Source organism: Sphingobacterium sp. KH_072 (genome assembly GCF_057837975.1).
Genome location: NZ_CM174457.1, coordinates 2870420 through 2892378, shown reverse-complemented (window position 1 = coordinate 2892378; position 21959 = coordinate 2870420). Strand labels below are relative to the sequence as shown.

12 protein-coding genes are annotated in these 21959 nt (G+C 42.2%); 7 read left to right on the top strand and 5 right to left on the bottom strand.

What is annotated here, in order from left to right:
• Position 1: 1 nt before the first annotated feature.
• The 3 genes from AC3IRT_RS12995 (at position 2) to AC3IRT_RS12985 (ending at position 6100) form a co-directional block, all read left to right on the top strand.
• Entirely contained in the window at positions 2-2437 is a 2436-nt protein-coding gene (locus AC3IRT_RS12995) for a TonB-dependent siderophore receptor (RefSeq protein WP_489393641.1), read from the top strand.
• Between the two features lie 198 nt (positions 2438-2635).
• Complete coding sequence (locus AC3IRT_RS12990; protein ID WP_489393640.1) at positions 2636-4930, top strand: TonB-dependent receptor; 2295 nt, start codon at positions 2636-2638, stop codon at positions 4928-4930.
• Between the two features lie 3 nt (positions 4931-4933).
• On the top strand, positions 4934-6100 hold the full coding sequence (locus tag AC3IRT_RS12985) for a PepSY-associated TM helix domain-containing protein (protein WP_489393639.1): 1167 nt from the start codon (positions 4934-4936) through the stop codon (positions 6098-6100).
• Here AC3IRT_RS12985 and AC3IRT_RS12980 read toward each other — a convergent pair.
• Complete coding sequence (locus AC3IRT_RS12980; protein WP_489393638.1) at positions 6097-6309, bottom strand: DUF4287 domain-containing protein; 213 nt, start codon at positions 6307-6309, stop codon at positions 6097-6099. The genes AC3IRT_RS12985 and AC3IRT_RS12980 overlap by 4 nt on opposite strands.
• A 182-nt stretch (positions 6310-6491) precedes the next feature.
• On the opposite strand from AC3IRT_RS12980, the gene AC3IRT_RS12975 reads away from it, so the two are divergent.
• On the top strand, positions 6492-8501 hold the full coding sequence (locus tag AC3IRT_RS12975) for a BCCT family transporter (RefSeq protein WP_489393637.1): 2010 nt from the start codon (positions 6492-6494) through the stop codon (positions 8499-8501).
• 31 nt (positions 8502-8532) lie between these two features.
• On the opposite strand, the gene AC3IRT_RS12970 is transcribed toward AC3IRT_RS12975, so the two are convergent.
• From AC3IRT_RS12970 to AC3IRT_RS12955, 4 genes are all read right to left on the bottom strand, one after another.
• On the bottom strand, positions 8533-9696 hold the full coding sequence (locus AC3IRT_RS12970) for a calcium:cation antiporter (RefSeq protein WP_489393636.1): 1164 nt from the start codon (positions 9694-9696) through the stop codon (positions 8533-8535).
• 278 nt (positions 9697-9974) lie between these two features.
• Positions 9975-11405 carry a fibrobacter succinogenes major paralogous domain-containing protein gene (locus AC3IRT_RS12965; protein WP_489393635.1) on the bottom strand — a complete coding sequence of 477 codons (1431 nt, stop codon included), beginning with the start codon at positions 11403-11405 and terminating at the stop codon, positions 9975-9977.
• Between the two features lie 437 nt (positions 11406-11842).
• Positions 11843-13363: a RagB/SusD family nutrient uptake outer membrane protein gene (locus tag AC3IRT_RS12960; protein WP_489393634.1), complete on the bottom strand. Its 1521-nt coding sequence runs from the start codon at positions 13361-13363 to the stop codon at positions 11843-11845.
• A 26-nt stretch (positions 13364-13389) separates the two neighbouring features.
• Positions 13390-16638 carry a SusC/RagA family TonB-linked outer membrane protein gene (locus AC3IRT_RS12955; RefSeq protein ID WP_489393633.1) on the bottom strand — a complete coding sequence of 1083 codons (3249 nt, stop codon included), beginning with the start codon at positions 16636-16638 and terminating at the stop codon, positions 13390-13392.
• Positions 16639-16834: 196 nt separating this feature from the next.
• Between AC3IRT_RS12955 and AC3IRT_RS12950 the strand changes: the two genes are divergently transcribed.
• The 3 genes from AC3IRT_RS12950 to AC3IRT_RS12940 all read left to right on the top strand — a co-directional run bounded on the left by AC3IRT_RS12950 (position 16835) and on the right by AC3IRT_RS12940 (position 21933).
• A complete protein-coding gene (locus AC3IRT_RS12950) occupies positions 16835-18316 on the top strand; it encodes a TlpA family protein disulfide reductase (RefSeq protein ID WP_489393632.1) in 1482 nt (493 codons plus the stop codon).
• 172 nt (positions 18317-18488) lie between these two features.
• A complete protein-coding gene (locus AC3IRT_RS12945) occupies positions 18489-19547 on the top strand; it encodes a sialidase family protein (RefSeq protein ID WP_489393631.1) in 1059 nt (352 codons plus the stop codon).
• Positions 19548-19818: 271 nt separating this feature from the next.
• The gene (locus AC3IRT_RS12940) at positions 19819-21933 is read left to right on the top strand and encodes a TonB-dependent receptor plug domain-containing protein (protein ID WP_489393630.1); all 2115 of its coding nucleotides are present in this window, start codon (positions 19819-19821) and stop codon (positions 21931-21933) included.
• The last annotated feature ends 26 nt before the right edge of the window (positions 21934-21959 follow it).

Genomic DNA, 21959 nt, shown 5'->3' with positions numbered 1-21959 from the left:
AATGAAATTAAATCTGATCTTTCGGTCGATCGTACTCCTACTCCTCGTATTGATTAGTACAGAACAATATGCTCAATCCGTCGCTAGCTTGTACGGAAAAGTACTACAAGCGGATGGAAAAGCCCTGCAAGGAGTTACAGTTTCGGTAAACGGCCACTCTGCCGTGCAAACGCAGGCCGATGGTAGCTATCGCTTTCCGCGATCCATTTCATTACCAACGCAAGTGCATTTCCAAATCGTGGGATATCAACCGAAAAGAATCACGGTGGATGCCTTAAATTGGAATCCCAATATCGGCTTGGTGGTGCAGTTATTTGCTGGAGAAGTAGCGGTAGAAGAAATATTGGTCACCGGCCGACGGAATAATTCGTACTTAATTAATCAGACGGAATTGGGTGGTAAGTTTTCTGGGGCATTGAAAGAGCTTCCGCAGTCTGTATCCTTAGTAAGTCGGGAATTGATGGAAGATCGACAAGCCTTTGTGATTACTGATATGGTGCAAGATTTGGCTGGTGTGAATCAAGCTTCTGCTTACGATGATCTCACCATTCGCGGTTTCAATAGTGGCTACACTACGGGTTTTCGTTTGGTCAATGGCATGCGCTCAGGTTACGGATACGGCACGAGTTTTTGGCGTACGCCTCTTACGGCCAATCTAGAAAGTATTGAAGTGTTGAAAGGTCCTGGCGCGTCGCTTTTCGGTGATATTGCACCCGGAGGGACGATCAATTTGGTGACCAAAAAACCGTTAGAAGATCGGCATGGCGCGGTATCCTTTTCTTTGGGTAGTTTTCAGACATTTCGTTCGAGTTTGGATATTGGCGGCGCGCTCGATTCTTCCAAAAGAGTTTTGTATCGGCTCAATATAGCTCATGAAGATTCGCGTACATTTCGCGACAAAAATAGCCGCAAAAGTATTTTGATAGCGCCTTCCTTCACTTTCAAACCGGTCGAAGGAACACAAATCGATGTGGATATGACCTATGATAACTTCGATGGCTATTTGGATCGTGGTTTGGGTATTCGCAACAATGATTTTTTTGGACAGTCACGCGCGTATAATGTCAATCAAACATCGGATTTCTTGCGGACTAATTTTCTGACCTTCGCTGGTCGGCTTACGCAACAGATTACGCCCTCGTTGACCTTGCATGCTAGCTATATGAAATCTATTTATAAAGAAGAATTAAATGAGTTTCGTACACTAAACACCTTTGCCAATCCGCCGGAGAATACCATTATGAACATGCGTTTTCAGTCTAAACAAGCGACGGATTATACGGACAATGTCGTCGGTTATTTGCGGTACGCATTTGACAGGTCTGGACATCAGCATCGTATTGTCTTGGGCGTAGATTACTCCGGATATGGAGGTGATCCAGACAATATTTTGCGCGAAGCGCGCTTGCGTCGGATAGGAGATACCGAAGTGCCTTTAACCATCGATCTCAATGCGGCGGCACAGCCCGTGATCGATGTGTCCTCGTATGTGTGGCGACCACAGGCCGAGTTTCCTTTCCTGAATCCGTATAAGAGCTATGGCTTTTATGTGCAAGATCAGGTATCCATTGCAGATCGTTTGCAGTTGATCTTGGGCTTGCGCCATGAATATTACCGATCGAGCAGTGCCGATCTGCAATCGAGCTTCTCTACTTCTCAAAATGTGTGGCTGCCGCGCGCGGGGTTAACGTTTATTGTGAATCCGCAGATCAATTATTTTGCGAGTTATTCCAAAGGATACATTCCGGTAGGTGCTGATTTTATTTATAATTTTGCGAACTATGGTGCCGACAGACCTTTCGTTGCGGAAGATAGTTATCAGGTAGAAACGGGTTTCAAAACAGGCTTTTTTCAGAATCAATTGCAGACGGAGCTTTCTGTGTTTCATATTGCGCGACGCAATATGTTGTTAGCAACCGGAGCCCAGTCAGATGCGGGATTTCCCGTATATCGCCAGTCGGGTCACGTGATTTCGCAAGGAGTAGAATTGGATTTACGCGGTCAGATCAGTCGCGAATTTCAAGTAATGGCCAATTACACCTTTAACCATACCGAAGTACGCGCCTCTAACTTAGTTGGAGAAGAAGGACAATCTTTGAGTAATGCGCCCAGAAATATGGCGGGTGTTTGGCTGAAGTACTTATTCTCCGAAACAAAATTCAAAGGTTTAGGAATGGGAGTTGGTGTGAATTATGTAGATCGCCGCCGGATGGACAATGCAGCGCGTACCGACGAGTCGGGCACGATGATTTGGGATCAATGGCCAGCATATACCATTGCTAATGCCGCTTTATATTATCACATACATCGATTACGTGTTTCGGTAAATATGAACAATATATTTGATCGTTACTATTACCTTGGAGGTTTCGATTACACGCGCGGATTCGTTGGTACACCAAGAAATGTGATGTTCTCGATTGGATATAATTGGTAATAAGATCCAGCCTTGGATATTTATTTACTTTGTTAAAATAGATTAACCATCAGACTTGATTCGAGAATCAAATCTGATGGTTTTTTTTTCGATTTGAATTATAGTATTACAATGATTTTTGTAAGTTTGCGATCTATTTAAAACGAGTCTAAATAAATGAAGTCTATCTCATCCTACTTTCGGCATATTACTATTTTAATGACATTGTTATTGGTTTGCAACGGATTATTAGCGCAACTCTTACAAGTTGCTGTGCGTGATATCACTGCTAAACCCATTGCAGATGTGCAAGTCTGGGTAGACTCGCACTCACAAGGAAAGACAGCTCGCGATGGCATACTTTCATTTGATCGTCCCACTCGATCACAATTTCAAATCCGAATCAGTAAAGCCGGTTATTCCGATCAAGTGCGTAATGTGCAGCTGGATACAGTTACAGCGCAGATCAATTTCACATTAGGATCCGGTCAACGCATGGAACAGGTTGTCGTTACGGCAGGCCGAAAGCCGGAGAGTATCGCAAACGTACCTTCGTCTATATCGATTTTGAATGCGCGTGATATTGAAATGCAAAGTCAGATCAGCACAAATATTGCGAGTGTGCTGGGTAATACCATTCCAGGTTTGGGAACATCGACCGCAAAAGGCAGTAATGCTGGACAAACGCTGCGTGGTCGTGCCGTATTAATCTTGATAGATGGTATTCCACAGTCTACTCCTTTAATGAATGGCGCACGCGACATGCGATCGGTAGATCCGGCAGTATTAGAACGTGTAGAAGTTATTAAAGGGGCAACTTCTATTTATGGGAATGGATCTGCCGGTGGTGTTATTAACTACATTACCAAAAAGAATGACCCAAATGCATCAAGTATTGGTGGCACAACGACGTTGCGTGGTACTTTAGCGCCCGGAGAAGCAAGTGAGACAGGTGGATATCGATTCGCGCAAAGTCTGTATGGCCGCAGCAATAAATGGAATTATGCGGTAAGCGGTGTGATGGATTATACCGGTTTGCAACGGGATGGAGAAGGCTTGCCTCTCGGACAAACCGATGGTTTGTCCAACAACAGACAATATAATGCTTTTATGAAAGTAGGTTACGATATCGATACAAAATCGGATCTGACGTTGGTCTATAACTTCTTCAATAGCTTGCAGGATGCGCGGTATATTAGTCAAATAGGCACCTACGGTGAGGAACCGACCATTGGCGTACGTGGCACAGATCCAGGAGCTAAGACAGGTACGCGATTTAATCATAATGCCATGTTGAGCTATCGCAATGCCCAAATTTTTGGAAATACCTCACTCAATGCAGCAGCTTTTGTCAATAGTTTTAGTTCGATGAATCGTTACGTAGCAGAAACACCCTCTTGGTTTGGTCCGGGACAAACGATGATCAACTCTAACAAAAAGGGATTGCGTGTCGATTTAAATACACCTTTTGAATTAGGTAATATGCCATCTGAGATAACATATGGTGTTGATGTACTACACGATGTGACTTTTCAGGATCTCACAGATGGTCGGGTATTCGTGCCAAAAATGAACATGATTAATTATGCGCCATTTGCGCAAGTAACATTAAACTTAGTGGATCAATTGATTTTTAAAGGTGGGGTTCGCTACGAAAATGCCAATGTGAAAATCAATGATTTCAGCACGCTTGCTACCGGCCCAAATGGTGAAGGAAGCGTCGCGGTACAAGGTGGAGAAGTTCCCTATAGTGCGGCGACATTTAATGCGGGATTGCGTTATAGCAAATATGCGCTTTTCAATCCTTTTATTAGTTTTTCTCAAGGTTTTACCATTAACGAATTGGGACGTATTGTGCGCAATGCCACCGAAAGCGATTTGACACGGGTACAGACCGATCCAATCGTGACCAATAATTATGAAGCGGGATTTTCCAGTCAATGGAACAATATACATTTTTCAGCAGCGTATTTTATCAGTACTTCGAAGTTAGGGTTGAGTGTAGTGGCTAATGATGCCGGTTTTTTTGTGTCGCAAAGAGCACCAGAGCGTATTCACGGATTTGAGGCAGCAGCTGATATTAAAATCACACCGCAATGGACGATTGGAGGTACCTACTCTTATGTAGAAGGAAAGGTGGAGGCAGCAGATGGTACGAAAACGCCACTTAATGGAAGTCGTATTATGCCTCCAAAAGCAACAGGGTACTTGGATTTCAATCCACGAAGGGATCTTTCTTTTCAACTTTCTTGGGTGCATACGGGCTCGCGGACTCGTTTCGAGCATAATGCCAGCGGCGTGTTTAGAGCGAATGAAGGTGACGTCGAACCGGTAGATTTGTTAAATTTCAATGCATCATACCGCGTAAATAAAAGTTGGATGTTGGGTCTTGGTGTTGCTAATTTATTAAACAAAACATACTATACGGTATACAGCCAGTACGGAGCGAATGCTGCTAACTATGTGCGTGGCGAAGGCGCGCTAGCATCTTTAAATCTGCAGTATACGTTTTAGCATATGCTCAAGAAAAGCGTACTTTGGATACATAAATGGCTGGGTTTGTTTACCGGTTTAGTCGTTTTTTTGGTCAGTCTAAGTGGTGCCATTTACACTTTTCATGATGAGCTAAAATTATGGGCGTATCCAGAGAAGTATTTCATACAGCCAGAGCACGAAGCGACACCGCTGCCATTGACCGAACTCATCAAACGCGCAGAGGCTGCAATACCTACGGGCGAAGAAATATCTAGAGTAGATTTGTATCCCGCTACGGGGCGCAGTTGGGTTTTTCGCGCATCGGATACCGATGAAGACGGTTTGGGACATTGGAATTACTTTCGCTATTACAAGCGCGTGTTTATGAATCCCTATACAGGCGAATGTGTGGCAATCGAAGATTCTAAAAATGAGTTCTTTCAGCTTATCTTGCAGCTGCACATGAACCTTTTGCTTGGCAAGACTTATGGCCATGCCCTAGTCGCTTACAGCACGATCATCTTTACCATACTGTTGGCAACAGGTATGATACTTTGGTGGCCCAAAAAGTGGCGTGGTAAAACGTTGAAACGTAGCATTTGGCTGGATCGAAAAGCAAAATGGAAGCGATTCAACTACGATATGCACAATGTGTGGGGTTTTTATGTGTTTCCAATTGCTTTGATACTTTGCCTAACCGGTCTTTTGTTTAGTTTTCCAGAATGGAAGAAATCCTACGGCGATTTTTTTAATCGTTTTTCGGCATCTAATTCTATTAATGCAAATCCAGACAACGTGGGAATGTGCATAAACAAGCTTTATGATGCGCCGATCGACAACTTAATTGCCTATGCCTTGTACCAGCATCCTGATGCAGGGATGATGTCCGTTCGCTTGCGCGAGCCCAATGCTCCTGTGATCGATGTACAAATCCGCTTGCGTGAAGATCGTAGTGGCTTGTTTTGTTGGTATTATGTAAGCACACACGATCTAGGCATCAAAGAAATTCGATCGCACGACACGCTGGCCACAGGCGATCTGCTGGCCGCGTTAAATTTTGATTTGCATACGGGTAACATGGGCGGTCTGCCTACCAAGATTTTGGTTTTTTTCATTGCACTTGGCTGCGCCAGTCTGCCCGTTACCGGTTATATGGTATGGTGGAATAAACGGTCTAAAGCAAAGCCGAAGAAGTTAGCGCGTAATTAGCTGGATTTGCCTTTCATGCTGGCATAAATTGCCATGGCATGGCCATGCCCCAATTCAAACTCATCTTTTAACCAATCTGTAATTTGCGTGGCTTTCACGGTCAAGACACCGTCTTGTAGAAATCCTTTTTCTTCCGCTAATTTCTTAAAATCGTCTGGAGATTTGCCGGTCTTCTTTTGGATATTGTCGATATAGGCTTGAAATGACATACGTTTAGCTTTAGGTTATTTTCGACTATGAAAGAATAAATCTAAAAAATTTATCGCTGTTTTCTATTAAAAATGAGAGGATATTCAGTTGTGCATCGCAAATCATTTAATATTTAATACTTGCCGAAATAAATGTAAACAAATACGGTGTTTCGTCGGTTTAATACGCATCAAAGCAAGTTATGAAAGTAAAAAAGCGCGGACTTAGAACCTCCATGGATCTAGGCGTTACCATTCCCAGTCTAATCTTTATCATTGGTGTTTGCCTATTTTCGGCGATCTTACCGCAGGCCACTGAAGCAGCATTAACCAACATCAAAGAATTTGTTTTCGTCAACCTCAACTGGGTCTATGTCTGGGCGATCACGATTTTCGTATTGTTCTTAGGTTTTTTGACGTTTAGTAAGTACGGCAACATTAAGTTAGGGCCTAACGATAGCAAGCCAACGCATTCTTTCTTTTCTTGGGTAGCGATGCTTTTTGCTGCTGGGATGGGAATTGGCTTAATGTATTTTAGTGTGGCAGAGCCGATGACGCACTATACCACGGAGGCTTTCTCGGAAACGAATTACCAGTTGCGCGCCAAGAATGCACAATTGTACACGTTTTTCCATTATGGCATTCACGCGTGGGCTATTTATGGATTGGTCGGCTTGTGTCTAGCTTACTTTGCTTTTCGGTACAAGTTGCCGCTGTCTCTTCGAAGCTGTTTGTATCCATTACTCAAAGATAAGATGACCGGCCGTTTGGGAACGACTATTGATGTTTTTGCACTTTGTAGTACTTTTTTCGGTATCACGACCACCTTGGGATTTGGAGTCGTGCAGATTAATTCGGGTTTGCAAAAGTTGGGAGTACTTCCAGAAACTAGTTTCTTTTATCAGGCCATATTGGTTTCTGTAATGGTCTCCTTGTCTATTATTTCGGCCATATCAGGCGTGGATAAAGGCATCAAATTATTGAGTAATATCAATATTATTGCCGCTATTGTGCTGATGCTATTTGTCTTGTTTTTTGGCCCTACCAATTATCTCATCGGCGCATTTACAGATGGAGTGGGCAATTACATTAATAACTTTTTTGCACTGACGTTTGATACCCATATTTACGATGAGCAAGCACTTCCTTGGTTTTATAATTGGACCATCCTGTATTGGGCTTGGTGGATTTCATGGGCACCATTTGTTGGTCTTTTTATAGCGAAGATATCCCGTGGCCGCACTATTCGCGAATTTATAGCGGCTGTATTGATATTGCCGACATTTTTCATATTTATCTGGATGACCGTATTCGGGAATAGCGCGATTTGGATTGATGCACAGGTGGCCAATGGTGCGTTAGGAGCTTTGGTGTCTGATCCAGACTCGATGATGTTTGAGTTTTTAAATTACCTACCCGGTTCTCAAATAGCTAGTGCACTGGCCATCATGATTGTCATTATCTTTTTTGTCACTTCTGCCGATTCGGGTATTTTAGTCATGAATACCATATCTACCAAAAATGCAAAGTATTCGCCCAAATGGCAAACCATATTTTGGGGCGCACTATTGGCGCTATTAGCTTTGATGCTCCTGAATGCTGGTGGTTTACAATCCTTGCAAATCATGACTTTGATCACCGCATTACCCTTTGCGATTATCATGGTGCTGTTTACGATTTCGTTGATGAAAGCCTTAGTCATTGATCAAAACTATTACGATAGTAAATTCTCCGTAACTACCATACCGTGGTCTGGAGAATCGTGGAAAGAACGACTTCAGAAAATGGTTAACTTCAAGAGCCAATCTGCGATACAGGAATATATCGATAACCATGTGGAGCCAGCTTTGAAAGAATTACAAGCTGAATTTGACAAGAATGGCATTGTGGCCACCATTAACAAATCCGAGAATCCGTTGCAAATTGAGATTTCCATCGCCCATGAAGCCGTCGACGATTTTGTTTATGGTGTAAAATGCCACCGCAAGCTCGTCGCCGAATACTTCATGCAGGAAAGCAACTTGCCTGACGTACAACATACCAAAACCTATTACCCCAAAACCTATTTTGGTGATGGGCGCGATGGCTATGATGTGAAATATTTTACGAAGAATGAACTCATCAGCGATGTGCTAAAACATTATGATCGCTTCCTAGAGATTGTTTCTCAAGAAGATAATGAACTGTTTATTAGCAATGGTGAAGAGGATTAAAAGACTGAGTAGTGAATAATCTACGAGGCACTTAAGGGTTGAACAATAATAAAATAAACACGGCGAAAAGTGCCAAATGGATGATTCCTAGCATAGGTGAGGTACGTTTGCCCTGAAATGTGATTAAACTCAGGAAGAGCGTGAGCACAAAAAGTACTAATTCAGCCGGTGTCAGACCAAACCGTACGGTTTTGGACATGATTAATCCCACGATTAATACGGCAGGAACGGTCAATCCCACCGTGGATACAAAGGCGCCATGACAAAGGTTAATAGTGCGTTGAAACTCGTTATTCAGCGCCGCTTTTACGGCCGTCATGGATTCTGGTGTAAACACGATAATGGCGATCAGCACACCGCTAAGTGCGGGCGGCAAATTGGCCGCCTGTATGCCAAAATCTACTACCACGCCCATCTCATGCGACAGAAATACAATCGGCAAAATCATGAATAGTAACAATACGATTCGTAGCAAGATTTCTCGGCGTGATACCACTGTCTTGTCCGAATCTTTTATTAAAGCTACTTTTTCTGTCGTGATTTCCTGCTGACGCGGATAGGGGATATGCATTGATCCCGCTTGCGGCTGTATATATAAATGCCTGTAGTCGGTCATTTGATAGTTCAAAAACAATGCATAAATCAGCAACACCAGACTGGCAATCGTGATAGCCTGCGCGATCGAAAATTCGCCCGAACCTCTGCCCACAATAAAGTTCGGCAGAATCAGTGCTAAGCCTCCTAAGATAATTATCATGGAAAAGTACGTGAGTGTACCTTGGGCATTATATTCCTGCTCTTTATGCTTCGTACTACCCATTAAAATACAAATACCAATCACCAGATTCATAATAATCATCATCACTGAAAAGATAGAATCCTTTCCAATATTTGGTGATTCGGCAGGGCCTAACATCACGGCTGCGATTAAAACCACTTCAATGGATACGATTGATAAAGTTAAGATGAGCGTTCCAAAGGGTTCGCCTAGCAAATGAGCCAGTTTATCTGCCTGCGCTACTACGCCAAAGGAAGCCACAATGATGGTAATTAGGATCGCCGCAAAAGAAATCGTTGCTGTAGTATAGGACATAGAAGGGCCAATAAAACTGGAGCCAAAAAGTGTATAAACGATTACTACTAACCAGATAAAGGCAAGACGTAGGAGTATAGGAAAGGTGATAATTTGTTTCATGAATAATTTTGTGATACAATATGTTCGTACCGCGTCGCAAAATTGGATATAATTTCGTGGATAATTATTTACATAGGATAAATAATAATGAGAATGTGATTCTAATTTTGAAAGTCATATTTCGGCTTCGCGATATGGAATAACATGCGAAAAATAGGATATAACCGCCTGTATGTTAGGTCTTTTTTAATAGTAAAAGAAATATCCAACTCACAAAATGTTTGATCCGGCGAGTTAGATGTCTGATGATTAACATTTTCATCTAAAGTAAATTACTATTAAGATTGCGGCGGAAGGGTCGATAGCATTTGGACAGTACATCTAATAGGTCTGGATTGCGAATAACCTAAAGCACTTCCAGGTATGCTTAATTCATCTGAAGTGGAAGTGATTAAAAGTCTAGTAATCTGCCTATCTGCTCTAATATTACTTGTCCAGTAGTTTAAAGTACTTCCTCTGTCAGAGATACCTGTAGATACATTACCTGGTACGGTAACGTTATGAAAACCCTGAGCTGGTAAAACCAGTACCACATTTGAGTTTCTTCTGCTAGTTAGTATGCCGGCAGAGTTATAATTTGCATTGCCTTCAGTAAAAGGGCCTCTACGACTGATGACAACACCATCTAATAATTGCTGCATATCTGTTCTGGTTGGTAAACGAAAACCATTTGGACAAGGGTCATTTGTCACGTTTTTGTTGGGTGCAGCTTCCGTTCCCAAATTCCACCCATTAAGAGGAGGTATCGCATTGCTAAAATTGTTATTGGTTGTGGTGCTTGTTGGCCCTGCCGTAAATGCACTTCTGCCGAATTGATAATAGTTGCCATGCAGTGCTTGAGTGATGGTTGCGGGATTGTGGTTAAGTGTGGTATTCACTCCCAAATTATGTAATGCCCAGAGTCTACCATTGATGCGTGCTACCGGTACGTTCTCATAAGTGGTATATTCATCTCTTGGTACGATATTCAAAATGAGATTGTAGCGAACGCCCGGTGAAACGGTTAGATTCGTAAATGGCGTCAAATTAGATAAAGTTAAAGGTCCTATTGTCATAGAAGTGATTGTAAAAATAGTAGCCTGATTACTAGGGGCATTGATTATAGCTGGTGCACCTACAACATTTTGGGTATTTAACGAGGAAAATGATGTAATATTAGCCTCACTTACAGAGCCGATTTGAGTATAAGTGCCATTGGATAGATTGATCCCCATACCATCATTGTGGGGTGTAAAATGAGCTGCGATAGCGGTGATGTTATAGCCTGTTTGGGAGGAATTGATCGTAGGCGTGATCTGAGGTTTTCGATGTTTGAGGACGATATTTAAACGATTTATCGTGTTTTCCACGACAGTCATCGTCTGCCTAAAATACATGTAGTCAGTTCTACCTGTATTGGGAACACTTATTTGCGAATTGGCCAATGTACGGGTGGCTGCGGCCGGAGTTACCGCTGGTAAGTCGTCAGCCGTACTATTAAACGAAAACGCAACGAAAGTGTACGTGTTGTCGCCTTCTAATATCAGGGGTTCAGTATTGCTTTCCTGTCCGTGTATGTAATTTCGTTCGGTTACAAATGCTCCTGCCTGATTATATACCAGCAAGCGATATCGGATATTATTGGAAAGAGCGGTAGTGTCCAATGCTGCTTTAACACCATCTTTTAACCCCAATGTTACAGGTTCTACTGGTCGTAGCTCGGCAACCATTAATAAGTTGTTATTTAGCTCAATCGTATTGCGCTGAATGGTGCTCTCTGTTGGCGTGACCGCTCGATTACCTATAGTTCCTTCCGATTCGAAAGAAACCTCTGATATGCCGACTTGAATAACTCCAGGCGAACGATTGCCTAAATTTTCTGATTTACAAGATAAAAGAAATAAAAGTACGATGGAATGTAAAATAATTTTCATATTGTAGATAATTATTTAGTAAATATTACGACATTTATAAGCTAAGTGTTTTTTAAACGGTTGTTAATTTCTTTTACAAACGTATTAAATAATTTTAAAGAATAATAATTTCTTTTAAATATTTATAGATACGTAGACATTTTTCTACATTATTTCTTTTATATAAAAAAACATCCTTCGATTTATAAATCGAAGGATGCCCCTCATGTTGAAGACGTATAGACCGTTAGGTACTAATATCCCGAATTCTGATACATTCTTGTCGGATCTAACTGATATTCATCAAACGGGATTGGATAATAACGATCTTTTGTGCTGATATTTGAAATCTGTGCATTCCCATAATCTGATTGGCTCTTGGCTCGGAAGTAAGTAACCAATTCTTGCGCATTATAATTGCGAATCAAATCGTACCAACGGTGATTTTCGAAGGCCAATTCCACGCGGCGCTCGTGCAAGATGGCTGCTTTCAAGGTTGGGTACTTGCTGTTATAGTTAGCATCTGCTCTAGAAATAGCATAAGAAGGCAAGCCCGCTCTCTCACGAACCTCGTCTAACAAAGCAATGGCTTCGGCATCTTTGCTGAGGTGCATTTTGGTTTCGGCCAACAACAGCATGATATCGGCGTAGCGAATTAAGATAAAATCATTGCCACCCCAACCTTGGGAGCCTGCAGCATCACTATTGTCGCGGTATTTGGTGATGAACCAATCGTTCACTTGTGGACTGCTAGCAAATTTGATCGAAAAAGCTTTGCGTCTATCGGCAGTTTCGTAGTCTTTTACCAGATCCATTTTTACATTACCACCCAAGCCTGTTGATGGGAACTGGGAATTGATCGTTTCGCCACGCGCTTGATTGTTGCGCGCGATAGAGGAGCTGTAGATCTGATCGCCCTGCAAGTACTGAATCTGAAAAACCAATTCTTTACAGGTCATTTTTTGATTGACATCAAATACTTGCTCGTAAGGAATCTCCGTCAATTTGCCAAAGGTACGCATACCATATGCTGAGGTAAGATGTTGCTCGGCTTTTTCCAAATTGGCTTGTTTATTTTCGGTCATGGTAGCACCCATCGTAAGATACACCTGTCCTAAGATGGCGTTGATCGCAGCTTTTGATGTTCTGCCTACGGCATATTCCCACTGCGTATTGGGTAGATTGCTATCTAATGCTTCGGTAAGGTCGGCTACAATTTGCGTATAAATAACCGATTCCGATTGTCTAAATGCCAATTCGCTTGCTTGTTGCTTCGTCGTGATTTCTACAGTAGACAAAGGCAAATCGCCAAACTTGCGTACCATGTGGAAATACAATAAAGCGCGTACAAACTTAGCCTCGGCTATATAGCGTTTTTTCGTTTCGTCATTGGCAAATGGAACTTGATCAATGCGCGACAACAACGTATTGCTACGAGAGATGCCATCGTACATATTTGCCCAATGTGTTTTCAGATACGAATTGCTCGGCAAGATCGAAAAATCATTGAATTGAAATGGTTCGCCGGCATTGGATTGATTATCATCTCGGCCGGTATTGTCCGATCGCTCTTCACTGTATAGAGCACTGCCTTCGCCCAGATTGCTGCCGGAGCGCAAAGCTTGGTAAATCCCATTTACGGCAAGCTGTACATCATTCTCCGTTCTAAAATAATCATCTATCGTGACGGCATTAGGATCCAGTTGATTTAGGAAATCTTGTTTGCAAGATCCTAAACTCAACAACAAGAAAGGTAATATATATCTTTTTTTCATTTTCGTGTTTATTGAAGAAATTCGTATTAGAAGGTTACTTTAAGACCTAAGTTGTATCCTCTCACCAATGGGTACAAGCCATAATCGACACCCGGTGTCAAGTTGCCACGTTGGTTGTAATCTGGTTCGGGATTATATCCTTTGTATTTGCTGATGGTAAATGGGTTTTCGACACTGGCAAACACACGCATACCGCCGATTTTCAGCTTACTAGCCAAGTTCTGCGGAATGTTATAGCCCAACATAATGTTGGTCATGCGTAAGAATGAACCATCTTGCAGGTAGAAATCGGATAAGCGTGTGCTGTTACTTTGCGTTCCCGCACGAGAAGCTCGGTATACCGATCCATTGCCCGGATCTTGTGCCGATCTATAACGCTGTGCTACATCGGCATACTGGTTGCCGGATCCTTCCATGTTATATAGGTAATAATCATATCCGTCGAGCACTTTGTTGCCTTGCGAACCGTTGAATGAAGCACGAATATCAAAGCGCTTGTAGCTCGCATTGAGTGCGAAACCATACGTGAAATTTGGATGTGGGTTGCCGATAATGCGTTTGTCCAAATCATTAACCACGCCATTATCATCTACGTCTTCAAAGTATAAATCTCCCGGTTGTAATGGATTCGTAGATCCGGCAGATTGTGCTAGATCACGGTAATTTTCTTCGGTAGCGATACCTAAAACCTTAAATCCGTAGAACATACCGATTGGGCTTCCTTCTTGCGTAATGTGCGTAATGTACGAGCGCTCCGCCCCATTGGTCATGATAGTAGATGCACCACCTAAATCAAGCACTTTGTTGCGGTTTACATTAATATTACCGCTAAAACCCAACTCAAAATCACCACGACGAATTAACGTTGCGTCTAATTGTACATCAAAACCTTTATTTTCCACCTTACTATTTGGTAAGTTGGTCAAGATCGATGTAGCTCCAGTAATCGCTGTAATTGGCTGGTTGAACAATAAATTGTAAGAACGACTAAGGTAAAAATTGGTCATCAAGTTGACACGACCATTGAATAAACCAAAATCTGCACCTGCATTGTACTGTGAAGTGGTTTCCCAACCTAGATTAGGATCTTTCAAATCTCCGGGAAAGTAACCAGTTGCTACATTGCCGCCGATAATGACACCACTTGGCGCATTATAAGTGGTGATGGCACGATAATCTCCAATATTGTTGTTACCGCTAAGACCCCAGCTTGCTCTTAGTTTTACGGTTGATCCGTAGCCCAACCAAGCATCGTAAAAGTCTTCATTGGATAAAGTCCATCCTGCGGATACCGAAGGGAACGTACCCCATTTAGTATTCGGGCCGAAGCGAGACGAACCATCTGTACGGAACGATGCAGCCAACATGTATTTCGCATCATAATTGTACATCACTCGGCTAAAGTAAGATTGCAAGGTGGTTACTCTCTTATAAGCATCACGCAATTGGAAATTGGACGGATCGGCTCCTTTATCGGTAATCTCACCGATTTTATCGTTTTGGAAACCATTGGCTCGTAGGGAGATAAAATCAATATCTGTGCGTTGTGCAGAGTAACCTAACAAAGCATTTAACTGGTGTTTTTCGTTGAATGTCTTCGTATAGTTTAAGGTTGTTTCTACCAATTTGTCGATTTCGCCCAAGGTGCGTGCATCGGCAAAAGCAGCTGTTTTTGCTTGATTGGAAAACGGTGGATTGTTGCCATCCGAAAGGCTAGTCGGTTTGTAATAATCGTATTTCTCGTCGTAGGTAGAGATACCACCATTCACTTTAAGATTCAGTCCGGTGATAATCTCAAAGTCGGCAAAAGCATTATATAAACCGCGTTTGCCACGGCGATTATTTTTGATTTGGGTAACATAAGCCAAGGGGTTTTCTGGGTTTTGGATACCGAAATTGTTGGCAGAAAGATCACCCATCAAATACTGTGCGTAAGAGCCATCTGGATTGTAAACCGGTAGGGTAGGCAAGTAGATCAAGGCTGCCATCGACGGACTTTGATCGTAACGACCTGTAGTGACTTCGTTATTGTCATTGTAAGTGAAGGAAACATTAGCACCGACCGTAAGTCGGTCGCTTACTTTCGCGTCCACATTCGTACGGAAGTTGAATGTTTGCTGATCTGTGCCCAACATGATACCTTGCTGATCCTGATAAGATCCGCTCATCATGTAACGCGTTTTGTCATTGCCGCCGTAGGCCGACAAGTTGTGACGCTGAAACGGCGCGTTTCTATATAAGGCATCCTGCCAATCGGTATCATATTGCGATTGTTTCGCGGTCCCGGTTGCGAAGTCGTAATATTCTTCTGGAATAGAGACCGAACCGGCATTGCCGACGCGGCCTACACGGGTCGCATTGGGATCCATGCGCATGGCATCTGTCCAATTCAGCCCGCGATTCAATACTAAATCTTTGTAAGCATTATTTCGGCCGTCGATCAGTAAGTCGATAAACTGCTCGGCATTGAGTAAATCTATCTTTTTAGAAAGTTGTCCAAAGCCACCCAATACTTCGTAATCGACATTGCTTTTACCTTCTTTACCGCGTTTGGTGGTGATCAGTACGACCCCGCCGGCAGCACGTGAACCGTAGATCGCAGCAGATGCGGCATCTTTGAGCACATCAATCGTTTCAATATCATTGGGGTTGATGTTTAAGTTATTCCCGGCAGGATAACCATCGATCACATAGAGTGGATCCGACCCAGCATTCACCGATCCAATACCGCGAACGCGGATTTTCGTGCCATCGTAGGGCGCTCCAGAAGTTTGCATCACTTGCACACCCGCAATCTTACCCACTAAAGCTTGAGATAGTTTAGGCGCAGTTAAGTTCATTTCTTCTGCTTTCACGCTCGCGATTGCTCCCGTCAAGTCAGATTTGCGCACTTTCTGATAACCAATCGATACCATGACTTCTTCGATAGCTTGCGACTGCGGCTGCATCGTGAAGAGGATATCGGTTGCTGTGGCTACGCGTTGCTCAGCATTGTTGTACCCGATAAAGCGGACAGATAGTTGATCTCCTGCACGTCCTGCAAGCGAAAAAGTACCATCATTACTGGTTTGGATCTGCTGCTCCGTACGATTATTTACAACTGTAGCACCGGCAATTGGGTTGCCTTGAGAATCAACGACTTTCCCCCGAAGTTGTTGCTGATTGTCTATACGGTGAAATTGGTGGCTGTTCGTCAATACGTGTGCCTCTGTGGAGAGTGAAGTGGCGCTGAGAGAGAGTAACAACCAGAGTAATCTGGATGGTTTTGAATACATTTTTTTTGCGTTTGATAGTGTGCTGCAAATTTCGTATTCTGTTGTTTCGAAATTGTTAATAAGATTTTAAAATATTGTGACTAAAACGTTTTACTATATCTGTATTCATGTTTTTTCTTACATGTGTGAATATGAGTATCACAGTAATGATTTTTCTATCTATCTTTAGGTTATTCTACTAATCGACGGAAACCTAATGAAGTACCTCTTTTTACTTTTTTTCTGCTCATGGCAATTGTCGCTTTCTGCGCAAAATCCGACCACATTGGCAGGCCATATTCAGCATTTAGGGGATCATTCAAGAATGAAGATCACGGTGAAACCACCTTTTCAAATAGATCCTATTGCTATTCCTGTTTCATCGCAAGGTACTTTTGAGGTCGATCTCTCCAAGTGGATTGAAGCGCCTACTCAGATCGATTTAACCTTGTATGAAGACAGTTTGCAACAACGAAGTGAGTCTATTACTATATGTATGGCTCCGCAATATCAACTGTTTTTAGAAGCCAAAGTAGATACAGCTACGCGTTGGATCGATAGGAAAGAAATGCGCATATCGGGAGAGGGGCAAGAAATTAATAATGTTTTTTATAAAAAGCTGCTCAATTATTATGCTGGGCATGACATTAAAATGCCACTTGATGAATATATCGAAGAGCTCAATCAAGCTGTAAAGAATGTGGAGCATACGTTGGATAGTTTAGATAAAACTGATCCCGATTTGCTATATATCAAAGATTGGAGATCATTGTTTATTACTGATATGTATTACCATAATCTAAAGCAATTTGTAGTTAACTATGCTTTTAATAACGGGGTTAGTACGTCGCAGATCATGCAATCCTTACCTAAATTGGGTTTTTCTGATTTTTGGAATCAAGTCGATAATACTCACTATTTAGCTTCGCTAAGTTTTCGACTCTGGTTAAGTGAAATAAATTTCTTAGCGTCTGAGGATTTATTTTCATACCCAACATCTGTTGTTGAGCGATACCATGGACAGCCGCTCGCGGATATCCATATCATGAACGAAGTATTTTCAGACAAGGTTCGGGATGAAATATTGTATCAAAATCTTAGAAAAAAGGTCCTTGGCGCCCGTACATTTGCAGCGCTTCAACAGCTCAATGAAGCCACCAGACTCATCGATAACGAGCTGTATCGGCAAGATCTTGAGCAAGCATCTTCTGCGAAGGCCAGCTGCATTGGCGAAATTGCTCCGGGCAAAATCCTGACGGCCGACATTATCTTGCGGAATGAGTGTACTGGCGAACCAGTGAATCTCAAAGAGATAAAAGGTAAAGTGATTTTTCTAGAAGCTTGGGCCAGTTGGTGTGGCCCTTGTCGAGGCGAGATTCCATACCTCAAGAAGTTGAAAGAACATTATCAAAACAACAAAGATATCATCTTCATCAGTGTAGCTTCAAGCAATGATAAGCAAGCAGCGCGCAAAGAGATTATTGCCGATCAAAAGATGGATTGGCTCTTATTAGAAGATGCAGACGATAGATTTAGCGATTTCTTTCAAATATCCGCTATTCCACATACCGTGATCCTGAATGGTGCTGGGATGATTGTAGATAACGATGGAATAAGACCTTCGTCGCCTCAAGTGATTGACTATTTGGATGCTTTGCTAGCGGGAAATAATTCTGAATTTACAGAAACAGGTGAGTAGATACTGATAGCTCATGTATACCTGATGAACCTCAATTACTAACAAGAAATGTGTTTTTTATAATATAATTTATTAGACATATTGCTTACTTTGTAGCTTCTCCTTTCGTATAGCTCGAAAGGAGAAGCTATCAATTAGTCGATACAACACAGTCTTAAAATATCTATTACCCATGAGATTTCTGCTACTTAATATCATTTCATTTTTCTTTATGATGCTGCCTTCATTTGCCCAATCGTTCAATAAGGACTCTGGTGCGCCAAATGTATTGAAATTAAAAGATGAATTCCTTTTCGGAGAAAAGCTATTTTTCGACCAATGTCATGCTTCCACATTAGAAGAAACCAAAGATGGTATCCTGCTTTCGAGCTGGTTTGGCGGTAGTCATGAAGGGAATACCGATGTGGTGATCTATGGTACACGCCAAGTAAGTGGTGAGTGGCAAGATCCTGCCATTTGGGCAGATGGCAAGGTGAATGATACCCTGCAATATCCTTGTTGGAATCCAGTGCTCTTTCGTGCAAAAAACGAACAAAAAATTTATTTATATTATAAAGTAGGGCCTAATCCGCGTGAGTGGTGGGGTATGGTCAAAACATCGGACGATGGAGGAAAGACGTGGACTGCGCCGCGGCAACTTGCAGAAGGAATTCTTGGACCCATCAAAAATCGGCCTTTACAATTGAAAGATGGATCGATTATTTCACCATCAAGCGTGGAGCTTAGTGAAGAGCGCTGGCTTTCACATGTGGAAATTAGTACTGATCAGCAAAAGACATGGAAGTTATACCCGATAGATCACCCATCTGATCTCAATACCATTCAACCCAGTGTGGTCGAGTACGAAGATGGAAAATTGCAAGTGTTTTGTCGTAGTAAAGAAGGTGTAGTCACGACGGCAACTTCTAAAGATCAAGGACGCAGTTGGTCGACCATGCAGCGCACCAATCTCGTAAATCCCAACTCCGGTACGGATGTGATCCGTGTGAAAGATTTGCTCTATATCGTGTACAATCCAGATATTCCAGGCAAAGATTGGTGGGAAGGCCGGACGAAACTGCGATTAGCATGCTCTGAAGATGGTCAGGATTGGCAAGATATTTTTACCTTTGAAGATGAGGAAAAAGGGGAGTTTAGCTATCCAACCATGATGCAAACTGCTGATGGCATGATCCATGTGTCGTACACATACAATCGTAAGAATATCAAGCATTTTGTACTTCAACTTTAGTCATTAGCACTAGCTTGTTGCGGTAGGTAAAATTGCCTATCAGTTAGTATTTTATATAAATTTTATCTTGAATTAGAATGAGTTGCTCTGCTCACAATTGGTTTGAGCAGAATTATGCTTGATGTTTTGCGATTTTCGTCGTATCATTGCACGTAATTTATTCTAATTCTAAATAGTGTTCGATATAAGATTTACTTACCAGCGCAGTTTGTTTTTTCCAGCGCATATTTGGAAGCTTAGCGCATTAGTGTTGCTTGCGTCGATAAATTCTGTGCACGCACAACATAGACAGGATACCGTTACTTCTGATACGCTAAAACGTAAAAATGTAGATGAGGTACGTGTAGATGGCAATGTTACGCTCAAGAAACTGAAAGAACAAGCGTATAACATCAATGTGATTGATGCCAAGATGTTGTATAATTCTTCTTTAGATATTAATCAGGCACTCAATCGAACAACGGGTGTTCGTATTCGAGAAGATGGTGGCCTAGGTTCAGCGTTCAACTTCTCTTTAAATGGTTTTACGGGAAGGCAAGTGAAATTCTTTATGGATGGCTTACCGATGGATAATTTTGGTTCGTCGCTCATGCTGAATAACCTTCCCACCACGATGGCCGAGCGTATTGAAATTTATAAAGGCGTATTGCCTGTGAGTTTGGGTGCAGATGCTTTAGGTGGCGCAGTGAATATTGTGACGCGTAAAAATGCCAATTACCTCGATGTATCGTATGGTTTCGGTTCTTTCAATACGCATAAAGCCAGTGTCAATGGTGCATATACAAATGCTGCGAACGGTTTTACAGTACGCGCTAATGCTTTTTATAATTATTCGGACAATAACTACCGCGTGCGTGTTCGTCCAGTCGATCTCACGACTGAGCAATTGATGGAAGAGCAGACGGTACGTCGATTTCATGATAGTTATCAATCTATTGGTGCTCAACTCGATGTTGGAGTAACCGGTCGTTCTTATGCCGATCATTTGTTGTTTGGTGCTATTCTTTCCGAAAACGATCGCGATATCCAGACCGGTGTGACTATGCAACAGGTTTTTGGTGGACGGACCTCCAATAGTAATTCGATCATACCGACCTTAAAATACAAGAAAAGTGATCTGTTTGTAGACAACTTGGATCTGACCTTGTTTAGTGCTTATAACATAACCACGAATAATTTTATCGATACTACGCGATTGCGCTACAATTGGCTGCAGGAAACCGTGCCGACTACGGCAGCAGAGGTCTTTAGAAGTCAACTGAAAAACCGGGACGAGGAATTGTTGATCACGGCGAACTTAGCCTATCAATTAGATCAACATCAATCTTTATCGCTCAATTATTTGCTTACGGATTTTCGCCGACAATCGAGTGATGTAGAAAATCCTAACAATCCTACATTCTTGATGCCGCAAGAGTTGCGGAAACAGAATCTTGGTTTGGCTTGGCAAACGACGTATGAGCGCTTTACCGCCACTGCATTTGGTAAATTATTCTTGCTTGATGCTAAATCATTTGAAAATGTATCCAGAAATAATGTTCCAGAATATGCTCCAACAAACATAAGCCGTACGAATGGAGGATATGGGACTGCTATTACCTATTTCTTTCGCGATGGTTTGCAGGCCAAGACATCCTATGAACGGACATATCGCTTGCCAGAAGCGATCGAATTGCTGGGCGACGGCTTATTTGTACGACGCAATTCCAATCTCCGACCAGAGCGTAGCGACAACGTAAATGTCGGTGCCTTATACACGGTGCTGAGTGAAGGTGCGCACCGTTTGAATTTGGAAGGTAATTTTATTTTCAGAAATGCCAAAGACTATATTCGCCAAGATCAGCAGCAATCGCAGCCGGTAGATCGTCAGTTTATCAATGTAGGTAATGTACGCACAGTAGGTGGTGAGGCAGAGATTCGCTATAGTTGGAACAACCGTCTTTTTGCGACGATCAATGCGACGTATCAAAATATTACGGATCGTACCGAATTTTTGGTTAGCGAAAATCTAACTGGAGTAACTCGTACGCCAAACCTCAACTTTGGCTATCGCATACCCAATATGCCTTATTTCTTTGGGAATGCTAATTTGGGTGCACGATTCGAACCGCTGGGCAATGATCGTGAGGTGTTGAATGTCAATTACAACATCAATTTCGTGGAGCGTTATTACTTAACTCCGAATCAACTTGGTCTGAATAATACCGATATCATTCCGCGTCAAGTCTCACACGATATCACCGCCGATATGGCTTTCGGACAAGGGAAGTACGTGATTGCAGCTGAATGCCGCAACCTCTTGAATAGTGAATTATTTGATAATTATTTGCTACAAAAGCCTGGTCGTTCCTTCTTCCTAAAACTACGCTACTTCATTACTAAATAATAAACTGCAACTATATAAAAACAAAT